The organism is Streptomyces sp. NPDC041124, assembly GCF_055592385.1.
The window spans coordinates 240734-261497 of record NZ_JBVIYR010000006.1 but is presented as its reverse complement, the minus strand read 5'-3'; the positions used below and the strand labels follow the sequence as shown (position 1 = coordinate 261497).

20 protein-coding genes are annotated in these 20764 nt (G+C 73.8%); 12 read left to right on the top strand and 8 right to left on the bottom strand.

Annotation, left to right across the window (positions count from 1 at the left end):
- Positions 1 to 4 precede the first annotated feature (4 nt).
- Both ACZ6A9_RS18515 and ACZ6A9_RS18510 read right to left on the bottom strand, forming a co-directional pair.
- Entirely contained in the window at positions 5 to 583 is a 579-nt protein-coding gene (locus ACZ6A9_RS18515; protein ID WP_468986529.1) for a MarR family winged helix-turn-helix transcriptional regulator, read from the bottom strand.
- Positions 580 to 2247 (bottom strand): FUSC family protein, encoded by a 1668-nt coding sequence (locus tag ACZ6A9_RS18510; protein ID WP_468986526.1) that lies wholly within the window; start codon positions 2245 to 2247, stop codon positions 580 to 582. Before ACZ6A9_RS18510 ends, ACZ6A9_RS18515 begins: the two co-directional genes overlap by 4 nt.
- A gap of 157 nt (positions 2248 to 2404) precedes the next feature.
- On the opposite strand from ACZ6A9_RS18510, the gene ACZ6A9_RS18505 reads away from it, so the two are divergent.
- The 4 genes from ACZ6A9_RS18505 (at position 2405) to ACZ6A9_RS18490 (ending at position 5623) form a co-directional block, all read left to right on the top strand.
- Complete coding sequence (locus tag ACZ6A9_RS18505; RefSeq protein WP_468986523.1) at positions 2405 to 2944, top strand: DUF5134 domain-containing protein; 540 nt, start codon at positions 2405 to 2407, stop codon at positions 2942 to 2944.
- A gap of 86 nt (positions 2945 to 3030) precedes the next feature.
- Positions 3031 to 3966 carry a M56 family metallopeptidase gene (locus tag ACZ6A9_RS18500; RefSeq protein WP_468986520.1) on the top strand — a complete coding sequence of 312 codons (936 nt, stop codon included), beginning with the start codon at positions 3031 to 3033 and terminating at the stop codon, positions 3964 to 3966.
- 74 nt (positions 3967 to 4040) lie between these two features.
- Positions 4041 to 4724, top strand: a complete 684-nt coding sequence (locus ACZ6A9_RS18495; RefSeq protein ID WP_468986517.1) for a phosphatase PAP2 family protein — start codon at positions 4041 to 4043, stop codon at positions 4722 to 4724.
- Between the two features lie 221 nt (positions 4725 to 4945).
- A complete protein-coding gene (locus tag ACZ6A9_RS18490) occupies positions 4946 to 5623 on the top strand; it encodes a TetR/AcrR family transcriptional regulator (RefSeq protein ID WP_468986515.1) in 678 nt (225 codons plus the stop codon).
- Here the strand turns inward: ACZ6A9_RS18490 and ACZ6A9_RS18485 are convergent.
- Positions 5611 to 7113: an LVIVD repeat-containing protein gene (locus ACZ6A9_RS18485; protein WP_468986512.1), complete on the bottom strand. Its 1503-nt coding sequence runs from the start codon at positions 7111 to 7113 to the stop codon at positions 5611 to 5613. The two genes, ACZ6A9_RS18490 and ACZ6A9_RS18485, sit on opposite strands and share 13 nt — an antisense overlap.
- Positions 7114 to 7322: 209 nt before the next feature.
- Between ACZ6A9_RS18485 and ACZ6A9_RS18480 the strand changes: the two genes are divergently transcribed.
- The gene (locus ACZ6A9_RS18480; RefSeq protein ID WP_468986508.1) at positions 7323 to 7985 is read left to right on the top strand and encodes a DUF305 domain-containing protein; all 663 of its coding nucleotides are present in this window, start codon (positions 7323 to 7325) and stop codon (positions 7983 to 7985) included.
- A 59-nt stretch (positions 7986 to 8044) separates the two neighbouring features.
- On the opposite strand, the gene ACZ6A9_RS18475 is transcribed toward ACZ6A9_RS18480, so the two are convergent.
- Entirely contained in the window at positions 8045 to 8515 is a 471-nt protein-coding gene (locus ACZ6A9_RS18475) for a DUF6214 family protein (protein WP_468986506.1), read from the bottom strand.
- Between the two features lie 201 nt (positions 8516 to 8716).
- Here ACZ6A9_RS18475 and ACZ6A9_RS18470 point away from each other — a divergent pair, with 201 nt between their 5' ends.
- A complete protein-coding gene (locus tag ACZ6A9_RS18470; RefSeq protein WP_468986502.1) occupies positions 8717 to 10081 on the top strand; it encodes an FAD-dependent oxidoreductase in 1365 nt (454 codons plus the stop codon).
- A gap of 313 nt (positions 10082 to 10394) precedes the next feature.
- On the opposite strand, the gene ACZ6A9_RS18465 is transcribed toward ACZ6A9_RS18470, so the two are convergent.
- Complete coding sequence (locus tag ACZ6A9_RS18465; protein WP_468986499.1) at positions 10395 to 10754, bottom strand: ArsR/SmtB family transcription factor; 360 nt, start codon at positions 10752 to 10754, stop codon at positions 10395 to 10397.
- Positions 10755 to 10882: 128 nt separating this feature from the next.
- Here ACZ6A9_RS18465 and ACZ6A9_RS18460 point away from each other — a divergent pair, with 128 nt between their 5' ends.
- From ACZ6A9_RS18460 to ACZ6A9_RS18450, 3 genes are all read left to right on the top strand, one after another.
- Complete coding sequence (locus ACZ6A9_RS18460; protein WP_468986494.1) at positions 10883 to 11962, top strand: NADH:flavin oxidoreductase/NADH oxidase; 1080 nt, start codon at positions 10883 to 10885, stop codon at positions 11960 to 11962.
- A 245-nt stretch (positions 11963 to 12207) separates the two neighbouring features.
- Entirely contained in the window at positions 12208 to 13011 is an 804-nt protein-coding gene (locus ACZ6A9_RS18455; protein WP_468986490.1) for a pectate lyase, read from the top strand.
- A gap of 257 nt (positions 13012 to 13268) precedes the next feature.
- Positions 13269 to 14423, top strand: coding sequence for a WD40/YVTN/BNR-like repeat-containing protein (locus ACZ6A9_RS18450; protein ID WP_468986486.1), 1155 nt, complete (start codon positions 13269 to 13271; stop codon positions 14421 to 14423).
- A 129-nt stretch (positions 14424 to 14552) separates the two neighbouring features.
- Here ACZ6A9_RS18450 and ACZ6A9_RS18445 read toward each other — a convergent pair whose 3' ends face one another.
- The gene (locus tag ACZ6A9_RS18445) at positions 14553 to 15230 is read right to left on the bottom strand and encodes a uracil-DNA glycosylase (RefSeq protein WP_468986484.1); all 678 of its coding nucleotides are present in this window, start codon (positions 15228 to 15230) and stop codon (positions 14553 to 14555) included.
- Positions 15231 to 15355: 125 nt separating this feature from the next.
- Between ACZ6A9_RS18445 and ACZ6A9_RS18440 the strand changes: the two genes are divergently transcribed.
- Together ACZ6A9_RS18440 and ACZ6A9_RS18435 are read left to right on the top strand one after the other, a co-directional pair.
- Entirely contained in the window at positions 15356 to 16363 is a 1008-nt protein-coding gene (locus tag ACZ6A9_RS18440) for an N-acetylglucosamine kinase (protein ID WP_468986481.1), read from the top strand.
- 84 nt (positions 16364 to 16447) lie between these two features.
- On the top strand, positions 16448 to 17368 hold the full coding sequence (locus ACZ6A9_RS18435) for a sirohydrochlorin chelatase (RefSeq protein WP_468986479.1): 921 nt from the start codon (positions 16448 to 16450) through the stop codon (positions 17366 to 17368).
- 76 nt (positions 17369 to 17444) lie between these two features.
- On the opposite strand, the gene ACZ6A9_RS18430 is transcribed toward ACZ6A9_RS18435, so the two are convergent.
- On the bottom strand, positions 17445 to 18479 hold the full coding sequence (locus tag ACZ6A9_RS18430; protein WP_468986476.1) for a lactonase family protein: 1035 nt from the start codon (positions 18477 to 18479) through the stop codon (positions 17445 to 17447).
- 119 nt (positions 18480 to 18598) lie between these two features.
- Positions 18599 to 20086, bottom strand: coding sequence for an FUSC family protein (locus ACZ6A9_RS18425; protein WP_468986472.1), 1488 nt, complete (start codon positions 20084 to 20086; stop codon positions 18599 to 18601).
- 191 nt (positions 20087 to 20277) lie between these two features.
- On the opposite strand from ACZ6A9_RS18425, the gene ACZ6A9_RS18420 reads away from it, so the two are divergent.
- Positions 20278 to 20754 carry an Lrp/AsnC family transcriptional regulator gene (locus ACZ6A9_RS18420; protein WP_468986469.1) on the top strand — a complete coding sequence of 159 codons (477 nt, stop codon included), beginning with the start codon at positions 20278 to 20280 and terminating at the stop codon, positions 20752 to 20754.
- Positions 20755 to 20764 lie beyond the last annotated feature (10 nt).

The following is a 20764-nucleotide window of genomic DNA, read 5'->3' as shown; positions in this document are numbered from 1 at the left end:
GTCCTCAGGCGCGCAGCGCGCCCAGCCGCCCTTCCAACTGCCCGAGCAGTGCTCCGAGCAGGGCGGCGAGCTCACCGAGCTGCGGACCGTCCAGGCCGGACAGTACGGCCGTCTCGTAGGAGAGCTGCGCGGGCAGGATGCCGTCGACCGTGTCACGTCCGGCGTCGGTGAGCCGGACGAAGGCGACCCGGCGGTCACGGGTGTCGCCGCGGCGCTCCACCAGCCCGCGTTCGCTGAGCTGCTTGAGGCGTTTGGTGACCGCGGCGCCCGAGGAGAAGGTCTCGCGGGCCAGCTCGCTCGGGGTCAGCTCGTGTCCGGTGCGGCGCAGCGCGCCGAGCAGGTCGAACTCCGCGCGGGACAGCCCGGCCCGGCGCAGCGGGGCGTCCTCCGCCTGCTGGAGCAGGGCTGCGCAGCGGTTGATGCGGCCGATGACTTCCATGGGGCCGGTGTCCAGGTCGGGGTGGACGGCCCGCCACTGCCGGACGACCGCGGCGACGGTGTCGCCCCGCCGGCCCGGCAGGTCGGCGCCGGTGTCCCGGGATCCCTCGTCACCGGTCGCCGATGGTCCTTCGGTCGCCGTCATGGCCGTACGTCCTCCGTGTGCGTGCTGGTGCCGGGGAGCAGCCCCTGGCGTCGTACCGTCGCCGCGAGCGTACGGTGTCCCGACTGCTCGGCGAGCACGACCCGCTCCTGGGGCACCGCGCGCTGCCACCACTCGCCGGCCGCGGCGTCGGCGGCGGCCCGCAGGTCTGCCAGGGCGGCGGCGAGGTGGCGGCGGGCGGCGTCCAGGGCCGCGGGTGCGACCTGCGTCCCGGCCGGCAGACGGGCGGCGTCCTCACGGGCACGGTCGACGGTGGTGAGCGCCTCCTCGACCCGGTCGCCCGCCCTGCGGTTGGTCACCAGCACGGCCGCGGCGAAGCCGACCAGGGCGCCGACGAGGGTGTCCACGACGCGGTCGCCGACCAGCTCGCCGGTCGGCTGGTGACCGGGGAACTCGGTGACGAGCAGGGCGAGGGGGGTCACACAGACACTGCCGAGCCAGTAGTTGCGGCTGATGAACGCCTCCGCGCCGAAATTGAGGACGAGGCAGCACAGGACGAGGGCGAGCGGGCCGAGGTGGGCGACCGGGGCGACGGCGGCGAAGACCAGGACGCCGACGAGGTTGCCGACGACGCGCTGGACGGTCCGGCTCCAGGTGAGGGTGAGGTTGGCCTGGTAGAGCGAGGCGGCGGTGACCAGGGCCCAGTAGGGCCGGCCGACGCCCACGGCCAGAGAGGCGTAGCCGGCGAGCGCGCAGCCGAGCGCGGTGCGGACGGCGATCGGAGTGAGCGGTCCGAGCATGCTCCACAGGGAGCGGGGCGCGACGGCGCGTTCCGCGGCCACGCCCCGAAGTTCGTCGTCGGCCGCGCAGGGGTCGTCGGGGACCGGAACCGGGCCGGTGCCGCGCAGGGCGCGGGCCCAGTCACGCAGACGCCCGGGGTCGACGTCGGCCGGCGCGGCGAGGGCGACCTCGGCGCTTACCACGAGTCGTTCGAGCCCCCTGCGGGTGACCGAGGGGCGGTTCCCCGCGGCCTGCAGCGACTGCCACGCGGCCCGGACGGCGGCGTAGGCGTCGGCGCGGGCGCGCGGGTGGTCCTCCCCGGCGTCCGCCGTCTCGGCGTACGCCGCGGCGGACCTCAGGGCCTGGGCGGTGGCCCGGCGCTCCGGACCGTGCGGCCGGGCCAGCACGGGCGCCATGCCGACCAGCCACGCCCACACGCCCGCCGCGGCGGCGAGCGCGAGGTGGCCGGGGACCTGGCCGAGGGTCCCCGGCATGAACAGCGCGGCGGAGCTGACGAAGACGAGGATCACGTGGGCGGGCGGGCCGACGCGGGTGGCGTCGCACAGCGCTTTCTGCGCGGCGGCCAGTACGGCGCCGACGGTGACCAGGACGACGGCGTCCTCGGTGAGCGAGGCGGCGACCAGCGCCACGGCGAGGCCGCCGAGCATGCCGAGCACCACCCACCCCAGCGCCCTGGCCCGGGCGGCGTACGGGCGGTTGTGGGCGTACAGGGCGCACAGCGACCCGGCCATGGTGTACATCGCCAGGTCGAGCCGGCCGAGCCCCGCCAGCAGCAGGGTGGGCGGGGCGACCGCGACGACCACGCTGAGCGCGGGCTTGAACCAGATCTCGGAGGGCCGCCCGAGACGCAGTGCGCCGGCGAGCGGGAGACGCCGGACGCGGTGGGTGGGGAGGGAACTGCTCACGAGGAGCAAGATTAGCAGATAATTTATTCGTAAAATACGTCGCTGACCTGCTGTGCTCCCCCGAACGCTCCCCGTGCACCCCAGTGCGCCCGCGTGCCCGTCGCCGGGGGCGGGCATCCCCTGACCGACCGCCGTACGGGTCGAGGGGGAGGTTCGCGTGCACGGACCGGCGTCGTCCGGCTGGCTGCTGGTCGCGCTCTGCGCGGCGACCGGTGCCTACTGTCTGCTGCGGATGCGCAGCCGCGTGGAGGAACAGCGCCGGGCCGCGGGCGGCGAGGCCCTGATGGGGTTCGGCATGGCCGTCATGGCCGTGCCCACCACGGTGCTCGCCCCGCCGTCCTGGTCCTGGCCGGCCCTCGCGGTGGTGTTCGCCGCGGCGGGGCTGCACGCGCTGTGGACCTCCCGCGCGGGCGCCCGCCACCTGCACCACCTGGTGGGAGCCGGGGCGATGGTGTACATGGCGGTGGCCATGACCGCCGCCCCCGGCGGCGGGCACGGCGGCTCGGGTGTCCCCCTGGTGACCGGGACCCTGCTGCTCTACTTCGCCGGGTACGTGCTGGCGACGGGGGCCCGCCTGGTGCCCGTGCCCGCGCCGGGGGCCGCGGCGGGCGCCGGCTGGGGCGACCGGCCGGACGTGGCGCGGGCCTGCCGGCTGTCCATGGCGATCGGGATGGTGGCGATGCTGCTGATGATGTGAGGCACCGCTGGATCCGGGACCGTTGTCTGCGTCACTTCGGCCGTTGGGCCGTACCCCCGGGCGGCCCGCGCTCATAGGCTGCGGACATGATCCTCCCCGCGGTCCTGCTGATGCTCGGCGTCCTGACCGCTGTCACGGGTCCCCGGCTGCTGTCCCGGGCCGACTGGCCGGACCGCGAACCGGTCGTGGCGCTGTGGGCGTGGCAGTGCGTGATCGCGGCCGTACTGCTGTGCTGTGCCCTGTCGATGACGTTCAGCGCGGCGGCCGCATGGCAGGCGGTGGGCGGCCGCGTGTTCGCCACCGCGCCGCGTGCGGTCGTGGAGGCGTACTCCCCCGGCACGGCGGGGATGTGGGCGGCGACCACCGCGGTGGCACTGGCGTGCGGCGGGCTGTGGAGCGCCGCGATGCTGGTCAGGGAGGTCGTGCGGGCACGCGCGAGGCGTCGGTCCCGGCGGGACCGACTGCGTCTGCGGGCCCCGGTACTGCCCGGCGAGGAGCCGGGCTCCGACCGTCTGGTCGTCCTCGAGGGGGAGCGGCCCGACGCGTGGTGGCTGCCCGGCAGCCCGCCCCGGCTGGTCGTCACCACGGCCGCGCTGCGCCGTCTGAAGGGCAGACAGCTGGACGCCGTCCTGGCCCACGAGAAGGGGCACGCCCGGGCCCGGCACGACTGGCTGCTGAACTGTTCCTCGGCGCTGGCGGCCGGGTTCCCCCAGGTCCCGGTGTTCGCGGCGTTCCGCGACGAGATGCACCGGCTGGTCGAACTCGCCGCCGACGACACGGCCTCCCGGCGCGTCGGCCGGCTGGCCACGGCCCTCGCCCTCGTCGAACTGAACGAGCACCGCGGGGTGTTCGGGCCCTGCCCGGACCCGCGGTCCCAGGTGCCGGCCCGGGTGCACCGGCTGCTCACTCCCGCCGAGCGGCTGAGCGCGGGGCGGCGGCTGCGGCTGACCGCGGTGGCGTCACTGGTGCCGGTGGTCCCCGTCCTGGTGGCGTTCGTGCCGGGATTGCGGGCACTGGGATAGTCCGCGGACCGAGCAGGGTCCTGCGGCGGTGACAGGACTGGCCCCGGATGCCGCCGGTCCGCAAGGATCGCCCCATGCACACCCCCCACACCGATTCCCCGCCCAGACCCCCTCGGCACCGTCCCGCGGGCCTGCCCGCGGGAGCGCTGGCGCTGTCTGCGGCGCTGCTCCTGGCGCTGGTCGCCGTCGAGTGGAGACCGCTGCTGGGCCTGGACGGCGACATCGCCCGCACCACCCACCGCTGGGCGGTGGCGGAACCCGGGCTGACCGGGGCCGCCCGCATCCTGACGGACTGGGTCTGGGACCCGTGGACGATGCGTGTGCTGTGCGCGGTGGCGGCGGGCCTGCTGGTGTGGCGGTACGCGGACCGGTGGACCGCCGGGTGGCTGGTGCTGACGGTGGCCGCCGCGACGGCCGTGCAGCAGGGACTGAAGGCCGCACTGGACCGGGCCCGCCCCGTCTGGCCCGACCCGGTCGACTCCGCGCACTACGCGGCCTTCCCGTCGGGCCACGCCATGACGGCGACGGTCGTCTGCGGGCTCCTGCTGTGGCTCGTGCACCGTCACGGCGCGGGCCGCGCCCTGTGGTGTACGGCGGTGACCGTCGCGGTCGTCTCGGTGACCGGTGTCGGCCTCACCCGCGTCTGGCTCGGCGTCCACTGGCCGACGGACGTGCTGGGCGGCTGGCTGCTGGGCGCCCTGGTGGTGACCGTGGCGGTGGTCGTCCACCGGCAGCGCCACCCGCGCACCGCCGGATGACCGCGGGCGCCCCGCCACCTCGGAGGACGGCGCCGCTCCCCGCGAGCGCCGGGCCCGAACTCACCGGGCGCCCGCCGGCGCACGCACACCCGGGCCGGCACCGGCCATCTTGGGCGATCCCCCGCGTCGCCCAAGATGACCGGCAGCCCGGAACGGGCCCCAAGGCCCGTCCGACGCGCTGAGTATAGTTGGCTGGCAACCAGTCAACGCAGGAGTCCAGCATGTCCCCGCGCAGCGCCCTGGTCAACGAAGAGTTGCGGAGACGTTCGAAAGAGCGGCTGCTGCACGCCGCCGTCGAACTGGTCGGCGAGCACGGGTACGAGGCGACGACCCTCGGCGACATCGCCGACCGGGCGGGTTCCGCGCGGGGCCTGGTGTCGTACTACTTCCCGGGAAAACGCCAGCTCGTCCAGTCTGCCGTGCACCGTCTGATGCACCGCACCCTGGAGGAGGCCCTGGAGCGCGAGCCGCGCACCGAGGACGGCGGGGAGCGGATGGCGCGGGCCATCGACGCGATTCTCGGCCTGGCACGGGAACGGCCGGTGCTGATGCGCCAGCACATGGCGGGTCTGCTCCAGGCCGAGGGTTTCCTGCCCTGCCCGGAACAGCGCCGCCTGGCCGAATTGTTGAGCGACACCGTCGCCCGGCACGGCTCCGAGGACATCGGGACCGACTACCCGATGATGCGCGCCCTGCTGATGGGCGCCGTGTACGCGGCCGTGATGCCGGGCGCGCCGATGCCCGTGCCCGTACTGCGCGCGGAGCTGTTCAAGCGTTACGGGCTCGACTGGGAGTCGGGTGTCCCGCCGGACACCGGAGCGTCCGGCGGGACGTGCGGGAAGGACCGGACGGACACGGCCCGGTTCTTCGCGACGGAGCCGGAGGCTCAGTCGAAGTAGTCCGGCTGCGTCTGCACGTTGAGCTCACTCATGCGGACCGAGCGGGCCGGGTCCGTGCGCCGGTCGTCGATCTTCAGGACGTCGAAGCCCTTGGCGATGTCGTTCGAGTAGATGTAGCCGTTGTAGTAGTACGCCGACCAGGAGCCGCCGGTGGTGATGCGGTCGGTGGTCAGCGGCCCTCGCTCGAAGTACGCGATCTCCCTGGGCTCGGAGGAGTTGGTGAAGTCCCAGACGGAGACACCGCCCTGGTACCAGGCCTGGACCATCAGGTCCCGGCCCCGGACCGGGATCAGGGAGCCGTTGTGGGCCACGCAGTTCTCGGTGTCCGCCTGGTGGCGCGGGATCTTGAAGTAGCTGCGGAAGACCAGCTTGCTCCGGTCGCCCTTGCCGACGATGTCGTAGATGCCGTTCGCGCCGCGGTTCGGGCCGATCTCCGCGTTGCAGGTGGCACCGCCGCCACCGCCCAGCTCGTCGGTGAAGACGACCTTGTTCGCCTTCTGGTTGAAGGTCGCCGAGTGCCAGAACGCGAAGTTGACGTTGTCCTGCACCCGGTCGACCACCCGGGGACGCTCCGGGTCCTTGATGGAGAACAGGATGCCGTCGCCCATGCAGGCACCGGCGGCCAGGTCCTTCGAGGGCAGGACGGTGATGTCGTGGCAGCCGGTGGTCTTGGAGACACCCGGGTTGGTGGGCGCCCCCGGGTTGCCGCCGCCGTCGGGACCCTCACCCGGGAACAGCACCGGGAATCCCACGACGGCCGCCTTGTGCGGGGCCTTGCGCGGCACCTTGATCACGGAGATGCCGTCGTGCGGCGGCCGGCAGTCGGGGTACGCCGCGTTCGGCGAGTACGAGGAGACGTAGACGTAGACGTTCTTGCGCTCGGGCACCAGGGTGTGGGTGTGCGAGCCGCAGGCGGTCTCGACGGCGGCGACGTAGCGCGGATTGCGCTTGTCACTGATGTCGAAGACCTTCATCCCCTCCCACGAGGACTTCTCGGTCGCCGGCTGCGTGGTGCTGTTGCAACTGCTGTCGCTGCGCGAGGAGTCGGTGGACAGGAAGAGCAGGTCACCGGAGACGGAGATGTCGTTCTGCGATCCGGGGCACAGGACCTGGGCCACCGTCCTGGGCGCCTTGGGGTTGCTGATGTCGAAGATGCGGAAGCCGTCGTAGTTGCCGGCGAACGCGTACCGGCCCTGGAAGGCCAGGTCCGAATTGGTGCCGGACAACGCGTCCTTGGGGACGTTGGCCACGTGCCGGATGTTGTCGGAGTGGACGACCTCGTCCTGGCCCGGTATCTCGCCGTTCTCGATGGCCCTGCGGGCCTCGGCCTGGTCGCTGCGCGAGACCTCCTTCTGGGCGGCGGGCGAGTCCCCGGGGTCGGGAATCGCGGCGGCCGGCGATGCGGTGAGCAGGGCGGCCAGCAGACCACCGGCTGCCGCGGCAACTCCGAGGCGTCTGCGCCGGGTTCGGGAACCTCTCAACAGGATCACTGTTTTCCTCCCTGGTTCCGTTCACGTCGGAACGGATTTCGCTCCGGCAGTATCGTCTTGGACATGCTCATACCAACAGGGGGCAACGCCATCGCAACAGAGTTTTCTGATCAATGGTGCGCGGGAATCGTGCTAGGACGGTCGTCGACGCTCACGAGGCGTCCCGCCCCGCTCCTCTCCGGGGGCACCGCCAGCCACAGGAGGTCCTTGTGCACTACCGCCGTGTGCCACGCCTGTCCGTCCTCACCGCCGGGCTGACCGCCCTGGCCGTACTCGGGCTCGTGAGCTGCGACTTCGGCGACGAGGAGACCAAGTCGTCCGCGGCGGGCGGGCCTTCGGTCATCGCGCCCGGCAAGCCCGGGGAGGAGAACCGGACCCTGTCGGCCGAGGAGGCCTCGCGGCAGCGCGCGGAGGACGACTCCCCCAACTCCGCCGACGTGGCCTACGCGCGGATGATGATCGAGCATCACGCGCAGGCCCTCGAGATGACGGACCTCGCGGCGGACCGCGCCGAGTCGCCGCGGATCGTCACGTTGTCCGAGCGCATCTCCGCCGCCCAGCAGCCGGAGATCAAGGCGATGAAGGGCTGGCTGAAGAGCCACGACGAACCCGAGCGGGACGACGGGCACGGGCACGACCACGCGACGATGCCCGGCATGGCCACGCAGGCCCAGCTCGAGCAGCTGCGCGCGGCCGACGGCGCGGCGTTCGACCAGCTCTTCCTCACCCTGATGATCACCCACCACCAGGGGGCGATCACCATGTCCACCGAGGTGAAGGGGCAGGGCAACAACATCTGGATCGAGGAGATGGCGGACGACGTGGTCGCCCAGCAGACGAGTGAGATCGGCCGCATGCGCGACCTGTTGTGACGGCCGCCGGCGGGTGACCGCCGGCCCCGAGGGGCGAGCCCGCCGCTGAGCGGCGCCGCTCAGCGGCGGGCTCGCCGCGGGGGCAGCAGACCGGCGTCGCGTGTCCGGCCGATGAGCCGGAGCGCGCCGCGCCGGCTGCACCCGGTCTCGTCCATCACGGCGAGGACCGGATCCACGCCGCGTTCCCGCGCCTCCCGGTACACCCGTGCCACGCAGCCCCACGCCTCGGGACCTCGCGGCCGTCCGGAGCCGTCGTGGCGATGCGCCCCCGTACCGGCCTCGCCTCCGGGATCCGGCCCGGCGCCCTCCCCGCAGGCGTGCGCCAGCGGGCCCTCGATCCAGTCGGCGAACACCGCGAGGTCCTCCAGGGTGAGCGCCGGGCGGGCCTGCACGTCCTCCACACAGACCCATCCGTCGCAGACCGTCGCGAGCGCGTCGATCCTGGCCCCGTCGCCGAAGGCGAGCCGCACATGGAGCCACCGCGTCGCCCGTTCCCCCTCGCGCACCTCCCACGCGGGCCACACGGACACCGCACCCTCCGCGGGAGAGCGATCGGAAAGATGAAGAGAAGCTGCCTCGAGCACACACGCAACGTAACGGGGTGATCAGTTCCCTCCGCGGGAACACGCACCCCGAGCGGCCGACGGCACCCTGTCAGCGGAGCGCGACCGGTGCCATGCTGGAAGACATCAGCGATCTCCGGTCGATCCCGCGGGGTGAGGAGTTCCGCCGTGCTGCGTGTCGCCGTGATCGGTTCGGGGCCGAGCGGGTGCTACACCGCCCAGAGCCTCGTCCAGCAGGACCCTTCGGTACGCGTCGACGTCCTCGACCGGCTGCCGTGTCCGTACGGCCTGGTCCGCTACGGCGTGGCACCGGACCACGAGAAGATCAAGTCCCTGCAGGGCACCCTCCGCGCGGTGCTGGAGCACGAACGCGTGCGGTTCCTCGGCGGGGTCCAGGTCGGTCCGGAGGGGGTGCCGGCCGGGCGGCTGCGGGAGCTCTACCACGCGGTGGTGTACTGCGTGGGCGCCGCGACCGACCGGCGGCTGGGCATCCCCGGCGAGGATCTGCCGGGGAGCTGGTCGGCGACCGAGTTCGTGTCCTGGTACAGCGCGCACCCGGACGCGGTGTACGGCGGGTTCCTGGACGGAGTGCGGTCGGCGGTGGTCATCGGCGTGGGGAACGTCGCCGTGGACGTCACGCGCATGCTGGCCCGGGGCGCGGCGGAACTCAGCGCCACCGACATGCCCCACGCGGCCCTGGCCGCACTCACGGCGAGCCGGGTGACCCGCGTGCACATGGTGGGCCGGCGTGGACCGTCGCAGGCCCGCTTCACCACCAAGGAACTGCGCGAACTGGGGACGCTGCCGGACACCGCCGTCGTGGTGGACCCGGCCGAGTCCGCGCTGGACCCGGCGTACACGGACCCCTCGGCGCTGCCCGGTCCGCAGCGCCGCAACGTCGAGGTGCTGCGCGGCTGGGCGACCGGGACGGCCGGGCAGACCGGCGTGCGGCGGCTGATCCGCCTGCGCTTCTTCCTCCGCCCGGCCGAACTGGTGGCCCGGGAGGGCAGGGTGGGGGCGGTGCGCTTCGAGCGGACGGTGCCGGACGGCCACGGGGGCGTCACGGGCACCGGGCGGTTCGAGGAGATCGAGGCGCAGTTGGTGCTGCGGTCGGTGGGGTACCGCGGGGTGCCGCTGGAAGGGCTGCCGTTCGACGCGAACCGGGGGACGGTGCCGCATCTCGCCGGGCGGGTCCTGCGCGGGGGCACCGTCGCTCCGGGCGAGTACGTGGCGGGCTGGATCAAGCGGGGACCGACCGGCGTCATCGGCACCAACCGGTCCTGCGCGAAGGAGACGGTGACGTCCCTGCTGGCGGACGCCGCCCTGCTCACGGACCGCGACCTGCCCGGCGATCCCCTCACGGCGCTGCGGGCCGAGGGCGTCGAGCCGGTCGGGTGGCAGGGATGGCGGGCGATCGAACGGGCCGAGGCCCGGCTGGGCGCCTCCCTCGGCCGCGGCGTCGTCAAACTCCCCGACTGGGAGACCCTGCGGTCGGCCGCCCGAGCGGCCGGTACCCGACCCCCCGGACCGTGAGCCGGCCTGCACCGGCCTCCCGGGGCGCGACCGGCTTCTCGTCCGTCCCCCCGGACGGGCGGAACCCTCTTCGGCTCGCCCGGCTCCGGTCCCCGGAGGTGCCCGCACCGGGGTCGCACGAGGAGCGGTGCGACGGCCGGTGACGGCGGCTTCAGGGCACCGGCGTCCGGAGGAGGCATCCGTCCGAACCGTCTCGGACGACGCGCCCCTGCGCCCCCGGGGACCGTCGCGGGGCACCCGGCGCGCTTCCCCGCGGGCGGGCCCAAGCAGCCCACGGGACGACGCGGCGGACCTCCCCGGCCGTCCGGGCCCGTCACACCTCGCTGTGGCGGCCGGCCTGGCGGGTCGCCGCGGTGAGCAGGGAGTCGAGCATGCCCGGGAAGAGGTCGTCCAGGTCGTCGCGGCGCAGGCCGTTCATCTTGGCGGTGCCCTCGTAGTTCTGCCTGATCACGCCGCTCTCGCGCAGCACCCGGAAGTGGTGGGTGGTCGTCGACTTGCTGACCGGCAGGTCGAAGTGCGAGCAGGACAGCGCCACGCCCTCGGCGGCGAGCTCGCGGACGATCCGCAGCCGGACGGGGTCGGACAGGGCGTGCAGCACGCCCTCCAGCCGGATCTCCCCGCGCGTGGGGTGCGGCAGGTCGCGGCTGCTGGGGACGGGGACTGCGGTCGTCACGGCGGCTCCACCTTCGTTCCGGGAGGAAACCCCATTGTACGAGAACCCTCGTAGTTTGACATCCGCCGTACTACGATGCCTATCGTACGACCCGCACCTCGCCCGGTCCACACCGAATGGAGCCCACCGTGAGCACGCTGTTCGAGCCGTACACCCTGCGCGACGTGACCATCCCCAACCGGGTGTGGATGGCCCCGATGTGCCAGTACTCGGCAGCACCGGACGGCCCCGGAGCGGGCGTCCCCGACGACTGGCACTTCGCCCACTACGCGGCCCGCGCGGCCGGCGGCACGGGCCTGATCGTCGTCGAGGCCACGGCCGTGTCGCCACAGGGCCGCATCTCGCCGTACGACCTCGGCATCTGGAACGACGCACAGGTCGAGGCCTTCCGCCGGATCACCGGGTTCCTCGCCTCCCGGGGCACCGTCCCCGCCATCCAGCTCGCGCACTCCGGCCGCAAGGCGTCGACCGACCGGCCCTGGAAGGGTGGCGGGCCGGTCGGACCGAAGGCTCACGGCTGGCAGCCGGTGGCACCGAGCCCGCTCCCCTTCGACCGGGAGCACCCGGTGCCCGACGAACTCACGACCGAACAGATCCGGGAGACCGTCGGCCTGTTCCGCGACGCCGCCCGCCGGGCGCTCGCCGCCGGTTTCGAGATCGTCGAGATCCACGGCGCCCACGGCTACCTGATCAACGAATTCCTCTCCCCGCACTCCAACCACCGCACGGACGCCTACGGCGGCTCGTACGAGAACCGGACACGCTTCGCCCTCGAGGTGGTCGACGCCGTGCGTGAGGTCTGGCCGGACGACAAGCCGCTGTTCTTCCGCGTTTCGGCCACGGAGTGGCTGGAGGAGTCCGGCTGGACGGCGGACGACACCGTCCGCTTCGCCGCCGACCTGCACGCCCACGGCATCGACCTGCTCGACGTCTCCACCGGCGGCAACGCCTCCGGCGCGCGCATTCCGACCGGGCCCGGCTACCAGGTCCCCTTCGCCGCACGGGTGCGGAGCGAGACGCCGATGCCGGTCGCCGCCGTGGGCCTGATCACCGACGCCGGACAGGCGGAGAAGATCCTCGCGGCCGGCGAGGCGGACGCGGTGCTCCTCGGCCGGGAGCTGTTGCGCAACCCCTCGTGGGCCCGCCACGCCGCCCGTGAGCTGGGGGGCACGGTCCACGTGCCGGACCAGTACCACCTCTCCGTCTGACCGACCGGATCCCGCCGGCCGGGTGGGAGCCGGGTGGCCCGGAGCGCCTGTCGCGCTCCGGGCCATCCGCATGCGCGCGCCTGTCCGAATGTGATGCACGCCCACCGTTGACTAGAAAGCGCTTACCGTCTACCTTCCGTTCATCGACATGACCGGAGGGTTCGAACGGTCCTTTCGATGGACATACCTGTGAATGCAGTTCCTGTGGACGACCCGCACCCCCACACCACAACAGAAGGAACGACATGACTTCCGCGACACGACCGCGCGCCCGCGGGCGCGCACTGACGGGCGCACTCGCCACCCTGGGCCTTTCGCTTGGCATGGTCATGACCACCGGGGCTTCGTCGGCGAACGCCGCCACCTGGCCCACCCCCAACGGCAGCCAGGGCGTCTCCTCCACCATCGCCGTGTCCGGCACCAAGGACTACGCGATGAAGCGCCTCTACGGCACCGGCGACCTGGGCTCGGGCAGTCAGGACGAGGACCAGGGCCCGATCCTCGAACTGGCGGACGGCGCGGTCCTGAAGAACGTCATCCTGGGCGCCCCCGCCGCCGACGGCATCCACTGCAAGGGCTCCTGCACGCTGCAGAACGTCTGGTGGGAGGACGTCGGCGAGGACGCGGCCACGTTCAAGGGCAAGTCGTCCGGGTCGGTCTACACCGTCAGCGGCGGCGGCGCCAAGGAGGCCGGCGACAAGGTCTTCCAGTTCAACGGCGCGGGAACGCTGAACGTGTCGAACTTCGCGGTCAAGAACTTCGGCACCTTCGTCCGCTCCTGCGGGAACTGCTCCACGCAGTACAAGCGGACCATCAACCTCAACACCATCGAGGTGAACTGGAAGGGCGGCAGGATCGCCGGCATCAATACCAACTACGGCGACAGCGCGACCCTGAGGAACATCACGATCATCGGGGACAGCAGCAAGAAGATCGTTCCCTGCCAGAAGTACATCGGCAACAACACCGGCAAGGAGCCGAGCAGCAACGGCTCGGGCCCCGACGGCACGTACTGCAAGTACGCGTCCTCCGACATCACCTACCGATAGCCCCTCCCCCCACGGGCGCCGGCCGTACGGGGTGCAGCGCGCTGCACCCCGTACGGCCGGCCGCTCCCCCGCGCGTTCACCCCCGTCCACGCGGGACCGGACCTCCCCCGCCACCTCGCGCCGGTAGCCGGCGTACGCGGCCCGCGGCGCCTCGCCCGGCCAGTCGTCGGGCGGCAGGGCGGGCGGCAGAACGGGGTCGGCAACCGGACGGCACACGGCGCGACCTGCGACGCAGCACGATCCGGAGGTGACTGTCAGTGGTGGGGTGCAGACTGGCCGGTGTCCGTTGTCGAGACGTCGAGGGCGACGTCGCGGAGGTGATCGGCATGACCGAGGTACTGCTCGCCGTGGGTACCCGCAAGGGCCTGTTCATCGGGCGCCGACGGGGCGGCGCCTGGGAGTTCGACGAGAGCCCGTATTTCAACGCGCAGGCCGTGTACTCGGTCGCGATCGACACCCGCGGAGCGAGCCCCCGGCTGCTGGCGGGCGGGGACAGCGCCCACTGGGGCCCGTCGGTGTTCCACTCCGACGACCTGGGCCGCAGCTGGACCGAACCGGCCCGGCCGGCCGTCAAGTTCCCCCAGGACACGGGTGCCTCGCTGGAGCGGGTCTGGCAGCTGCACCCGGCCGCCGCCGAACCCGGCGTGGTGTACGCGGGCACGGAACCGGCGGCGCTGTACCGCTCGGAGGACCGCGGGGAGAGCTTCGAGCTGATCCGGCCGCTGTGGGAGCACCCCACGCGATCGAAGTGGGTGCCGGGTGGCGGCGGTGAGGGCCTGCACACCGTGCTCACCGACGAGCGCGACCCGCGGACCGTGACGGTGGCCGTCTCCACCGCGGGGGTGTTCCGCACCCTGGACGGCGGCAGGAGCTGGGCCCCGTCCAATTCCGGGGTCTCCGCGGTCTTCCTGCCGGACCCGGACCCGGAGTTCGGCCAGTGCGTGCACAAGGTCGCCCGGGACGCGGCGGACCCGGACCGGCTGTACCTGCAGAACCACTGGGGGGTGTACCGCAGCGACGACGCGGGCGGGCACTGGACGGACATCGGCGGGGGACTGCCGTCGACGTTCGGCTTCGCGGTGGTCGCCCACCCCCACCGCGGGGACACGGCGTACGTGTTCCCGATCACCGCCGACTCCGACCGGGTCCCGGCCGGCCGGCGCTGCCGGGTCTACCGGACGGCGGACGCGGGCGCGCACTGGGAGCCGCTCTCGGCCGGGCTGCCCCAGGAGGACCACTACGGCACGGTGCTGCGCGACGCGATGTGCCACGACGGCGCGGACCCGGCCGGCATCTACTTCGGCAACCGCAACGGCGAGGTGTACGCGTCGGCCGACGACGGCGACAGCTGGCGGCAACTGGCGTCGCACCTGCCGGACGTGCTGTGCGTGCGGGCGGCGGTCGTGGGCTGATCCGCGCCGCGGGACCACAGGACCGGGTCCACAGGAACCGGGTCCACAGGCCGGCAGGCGGCCGGCCGCGGACCCGGTTCCAGCGCCGCGCGCCGTGACCGGCGGCCCCGGCCCGTCAGCGTCCCCGGGTCAGGGCAGGCGCCACTCCACCGGCTGCGCGCCCTGGCGGACCAGCAGGTCGTTGGCCCGGCTGAACGGGCGGGAGCCGAAGAAACCGCGATCGGCCGACATCGGTGACGGGTGGGCCGACTCGATGGCCGGAAGATCACCGAGCAGCGGACGGCAGTTGCGGGCGTCCCGCCCCCACAGGATGGACACCAGGGGCTTGCCGCGCTCCGCCAGCGCGCGGATCGCCTGCTCGGTGACCTCTTCCCAGCCCTTGCCCCGATGGGCGGCCGGTTTGCGCGGGGCCGTGGTCAGCGCCCTGTTGAGCAGCAGCACACCCTGCTCGGTCCACGGGGTCAGATCGCCGTTCGACGGCCTGGGCAGGCCCAGGTCCGCATGCATCTCCCGGAAGATGTTTTCCAGACTTCCCGGCAGGGACCGCACCTCGGGCGCCACCGCGAAGCTCAGCCCGATCGCCATGCCGGGCGTCGGGTAGGGGTCCTGACCGACGATCAGGACCCGTACGTCGTCGAAGGGTTGCTGGAAGGCGCGCAGGACATGGGCGCCCGCGGGCAGGTAGGTGCGCCCTGCCGCTATCTCGGAGCGCAGGAAGTCCCCCATCGCCGCGACGCGGTCGGCCACCGGTTCGAGGGCCTTCGCCCAGCCCGCTTCCACCAGTTCATGCAAAGGTCTTGGTGCCACGCACGGACTCTAGCGACAACGGGGCGCCGGCTCACACCCGGCTGCTCCCCGGCTGCTCCCGGGCGGGCCCACCCTCCGGACGCTACTCTTCGTCCTCGTCGTGCGGCCGAGGGAAGGGGAGTTCGTTGACCGTGACCGGTTACCTCGCCGTGGACTCCGGCGGCTCCGGCCTGCGGGTCGTCGTCGGGGACGCCGGGCGGGGGCCGCTCGCCCGGGCCGCCTCGGACGTACCGGTACGGACCGGGCCGCGGGGCATCGACCCCGGGCACCTCCTGGAACACCTGGTGCCCGTCGCACGGACGCTGTGCGCCGAAGCCGGGATCGGGCACCTCCGGACGGCCGTCGTCGGCGCGGCCGGGATGGCCGGCCTGGGGGACGCGCTGCGCGCGCAGCTGCCGGGCGCCCTCGCCCGTGAACTGGGTGTGCGAAGGCTGGCGTTGGCGGCCGACGCGATCACCGCGTACGTCGGCGCCCTGGGAACGCGGCCCGGTGCGGTGATCGCCGCCGGCACGGGTCTCATCGCGACCGGCACCGATCTGACGGGCTGGCGCCGGGCGGACGGCTGGGGGCACCTGCTCGGTGACTGCGGCGGCGGCGCCTGGATCGGGCGGGCGGGTCTGGAGGCGGCGCTGCGCGCCCACGACGGCCGGGAGGGCGGTTCGGCGCGGCTGAGGGCGAGCGCGGAGGAGGTCTTCGGGCCCGTGACCGGGCTGCCGGGCCGGCTGTACCCGCGGACCGACCGGCCCGCCGTGCTCGCGTCCTTCGCGCCGCGGGTCGGCGAGTGCGCGACCGGCGGTGATCCTGTCGCCGTGGACATCCTGCGGGCGGCGGCCCGCCACATGGCCGACTCCGCGGCGGCCGTCTGCCCGGCGGAGGGCGAGCCGGCGGTCGGTCTCACCGGGGGCCTGTTCCGCATGGGAGCCGCGCTGCTCGTCCCGGTGGAGGAGGAACTGGCGCGGCGCCTGCCGGGCGCACGGCGGATCCTCGCGGAGGGGGACCCCCTCGCCGGGGCGGTGCGGATCGCCGAGGCCCTGACCACCGGTTCGTTCGCCCTCCCGGAGCACGCGACGATGCTGTGCGTCACCGGCCCGGCGGGGGAGGTCAGCACACGCGCGGGCGACGCCCGTACGTAACTCATCAGACAAAACCGGACGGATACCGCTCACCTGCCCCCTCCCCGAACAGGGGCAGCCGGGAAAGCACTAACATGCCGCAACATGAGCACCCCCACTGGGCCCGCGTCCGGCCTGCCAGTACGAATGCCGCGCCCCCGCCAGCCCGGGCGGCACCGCCGTCCCGAGCCGCTGGTGGCTCCCGAGGACGCGCCCGCGCTCGTCCTCGCCGTGCCGGGTGCGCCCAGCAGTGCCACCCGTTCGCTCGCCGAAGAGGTCGTGAGCATCGCCCGTTCCGAGCTGCCCGGTCTGGACGCCCGGATCGGTTACCTCGACGGTGACGGGGAGTTCCCCTCGCTGTCGTCCGTGCTCGCGCACGCGGCCGAGGAGCGCACGGCCCGTTTCGAGCAGGCCCGTGCCGCGGGTATGGACGTCCGGGAGCCCGACGGTCCCGTCGCCGTCGTGGTGCCCCTGCTGGCCGGCCCGGACAGCTCGCTGCTGCGCCAGGTCCGCCAGGCCGTGATGGACAGCAGGGTCGCCGCCGAGCTGACCGACGTGCTGGGTCCGCACCCGCTGCTCGCCGAGGCGCTGCACGTGCGGCTGTCGGAGGCCGGTCTGGCCCGCGCCGACCGTGCCCGGCTGTTCACCGTGGCGACCGCCGCGGACGGCATCATCCTGGCCTCCGTGGGCGGTGACGAGGCCGTACAGGCGGCCGGGATCACCGGCATGCTGCTTGCCGCGCGCCTCGCCGTGCCGGTGATGGCGGCGGCCCTGGACCAGGAGGGTTCCATCGCCTCCGTGGCCGAGCAGCTGCGCGGTTCCGGTTCGCAGCAGCTGGCGCTCGCGCCGTACCTGATCGGCCCGGAGATCGACGCGAGCCTGCTCGAGGAGGCCGCGAGGGAGGCGGGCTGCTCCGCCGCCGAGGCGCTCGGCCCGTACCCGGCGATCGGCAAGCTGGCCCTGGCCAAGTACACCACCGCCCTGGGCATCGCCCCGCCGCAGGCGCAGAACACCCCGGCCCGCTGACGCGGACCGGCTCCCGCAGGACGCCGAAAGGGCCCGCTCCGGAAACGGAGCGGGCCCTTCGTCATGTCCGGCCCGGTCAGCGGGTGACCACCACGCAGGACGCGGCCGGCACCGGCAGCGAGCCGCCGCGCCGCGGTACGCCGGTGTCCGGGTCGAGCGCGAACCAGGTCACGTCCCCGGAGCGCTCGTTGGCGACGTACAGGACGCCGTCGGCCACCGTGACGGCTCGGGGCCAGTGGCCGCCGCAGGACACGGTGGTGACCGGGGTGAGGGCCGCGCCGCGCTCCCCCACCGCGAACACGGACAGGACGTCCTCGCCGCGGGTGGCGGTCCACAGGAAGCGCCCGTCGGCCGAGACGGCCACCCCGGAGGGGTATGCGTCGCCCGCCGGTGCGCCGGGCAGCACCGGGACCTCGGCGAGCGGCTTCAGGGCCCCGACGGCGGCGTCCCAGCGGCAGACGACGAGGGTCGGGGCGAGCTCGTTGAGGACGTACGCGTACGCACCGCCGGGGTGGAAGGCGAGGTGCCGCGGTCCCGAGCCCGGGCGCAGGGCGGTCTCCCGGTGCGGCACGAGGGTGCCGTCGGCCATCGCGCACACCCGTACCGAGTCCGTGCCGAGGTCGACGCCGACCGCCCAGCGTCCGCTCGGGTCGGGTTGCACCTGGTGGGCGTGCGGGCCCTGCTGGCGCTGCGGGTGGGGGCCGGAGCCGCTGTGCCGGAGGACTGCGGCGACGGACCGGGCGAGGGTGCCGTCCTCGCGGACCGGGACGGCGCTGATGCTGCCGGAGCCGTAGTTCGCGGTGAGGAGGTGCCCCGCGAAGAGGCTGAGGTGGGTCGGTCCGCTGCCGTCCACCGGGACCTCACGTCCGGCCGGCATCGGGCCGTCCCCGGTGACGCGGAACGCGGCCACGGCGCCGTCGGCCGTCTCACTGACCGCGTACAGCGTGCGACCGTCGGCCGACAGGGTCAGCCAGGACGGGTCGGGTACGGCATCCAGGGCGCCCAGAGGGGTCAGCGCGCCGCTGCCGGGGTCGACGGCGGCGGTGACGATGCCGGGGCCTCCCGCCGCCGTGAACGACCCGATGAACGCCCGCCCGCTGCCGTCCGCCACGGCTGTCCCCTCTCCTGCGATGCCGACCGGGAGGACGGTAACAGTCGAGGGCTCACGTCGGGGCCGGCGGCACCGGTCGTCCTGCTCGCCGTGCCCTGCGCCGGATGCGGTGCCTCGGGTCAGGCCCCGAGGAGCGGGGAGCGGGACGGCGTGCGCAGGGGAGCGGCGAGGTCGGCGAGGGCGCGTTCCAGGCCGTGGAGGTGGGCGAGGGCGGGTCCGGCTTCCGCCGGGGCGGTCCGTACCTCGACGTCCCGGCCTCCGGTGAGCGCCTCGACCGCGGCCTCCACCCGCCGGCAGGCGGCGGTCAGCCGGGCGTCGTGCGAGGCCTCGGGGTCGGCGGCGACGGCGACGAGGCCGCGGATCTCGCGGGCGCAGTCGTCGAGCAGGCCGAGCACCCGGCGGGCGCGCCGCTTGCGGGCGAGCACCGGGTTCAGCGGGTGCACCAGCGGGGCGACGGACAGGCGCACCCGGTCCAGCAGCTGCTCCAGCTCCGCCACCGCGGGCGCCGGGTCGGCGTCCGCGGCCCCGGCCAGTCGCGCCGCGGCCTGCGCGGTGCACGCGTGGACGCAGCGCAGCGCCCGCTGGATCCAGACGTCCGTGACGCTGTGCGTGGTCACGGGCAGGACGAACGCCACCGCCAGCGCGGCGCCGAGCGCGCCGATGCCGGTCTCCACCAGCCGCAGTGCCAGCAGCCCGGGGGTGAGGACGCCCAGGAGGCCGTAGAGCATGGCGGCGAGCACGGTCACCCAGAGCATCATCCAGGTGTAGGACACGGCGGCCGTGTAGAAGATGCCGAAGACGCCGGCGGCGACGACCAGGGCCGTGAGCGGGCCGTCGCCGTGGGCGGGGACGGCGACGAGCAGCGCGAGCCCGATGCCGATGAACGTGCCCAGCACGCGCCGGAAGCCGCGCACCAGGGTCTCGCCGCGCGAGGTGGTGTTGACGAAGACCCACCAGGCGGCGCCGACCGCCCAGTACCAGCGCTGTCCGGACACCAGCTGGCCGACGACCAGGGCGAAGCCCGCCCCGGCGGTCGCCTGGACGGCCTGGCGGGTGGTCACCCGGGCCAGTCCGGTGCCGGCGGGTGGCGCCGGTACGACGGCCGGGGGCAGCCGGCGCTCGTAGCACCACACTCCGAAGCGCACCACGGCCGCGGCGAGCACGGACAGCAGGACGGAGGCGTACAGCTCGGGCAGCTGGTCCGGCCTCGTGTGCAGGAACTGCGCCACGAAGTACGTCATGAACGCGAAGACCCCGAGGCTGTGCCCGCGGGGGCCCCAGCGCCGCGCGTACACCCCGAGCCCGACCACGGCGAGGAAGGTGAGGTCGCGGGCGACCGGCTGGTCGTGGAGCAGGGCCGCGGCGGCGAGCACGGGCAGGCCGGCGGCGGGCAGCAGCGCGGTGGTGACGGCCTGCCCGCGGACGGTGGCGTCGGTGACGGTGAACAGGGCGAGCAGCGCGGCGAGCCCGCCGGTGACGACACCGGTGAGCGTGTGCCCGGCGAGGCCGCAGACGACGACGGCCAGTGCGATGCCGAGCACGGCCCGCGCCGCGAAGCGCAGCCGCACCCGGCCCGGGTCCGGCGCCGTGAACACCCTCTTCAGCACTGCTTTCCGCCTTCCGGAATCCGTGGCATGAGAAAGGCGCCGCGGAGTCCGCAGCGCCATCGACCTCTCCATATCAGCATCCCTGCCGCCAGTGGCTCAACAGGCTCTCGTCAGGATGCGCCATTGGTACAGTTCTCACGGCACTTCTCCGGCCATCGCCGTGCCAATGGCCGCCCCCGGGAGGGAACCTCATGGCCGTGGACGAGCTCGACACCCGCATCCTGCGGCTGCTGCTGGAGCGGCCGCGCACCAGCGTGCGGGAGTACGCGCGGATCCTCGGGGTCGCCCGGGGCACGCTGCAGGCCCGGCTCGACCGGATGGAACGTGAGGGGGTGATCACCGGCACCGGCCCCGCCCTCTCCCCCGCCGCGCTGGGCCACCCGGTGCTGGCGTTCGTGCACATCGAGGTCACCCAGGGGCATCTGGACGAGGTGGGCGACGCCCTGGCGGCCGTGCCGGAGATCGTGGAGGCCTTCTCCATCACCGGCGGCGGGGACCTGCTGACCCGGGTGGTGGCGCGCGACAACGCGCATCTGGAGGACGTGGTCCAGAAGCTGATCAGTCTGCCGGGGGTGGTCCGCACCCGCAGCGAGGTGGCGCTGCGCGAGCGCGTCGCGCACCGGCTGCTGCCGCTGGTGGAGTCGGTCGGCCGGACGGTGCGCAGGTGAGCCCTGCGAT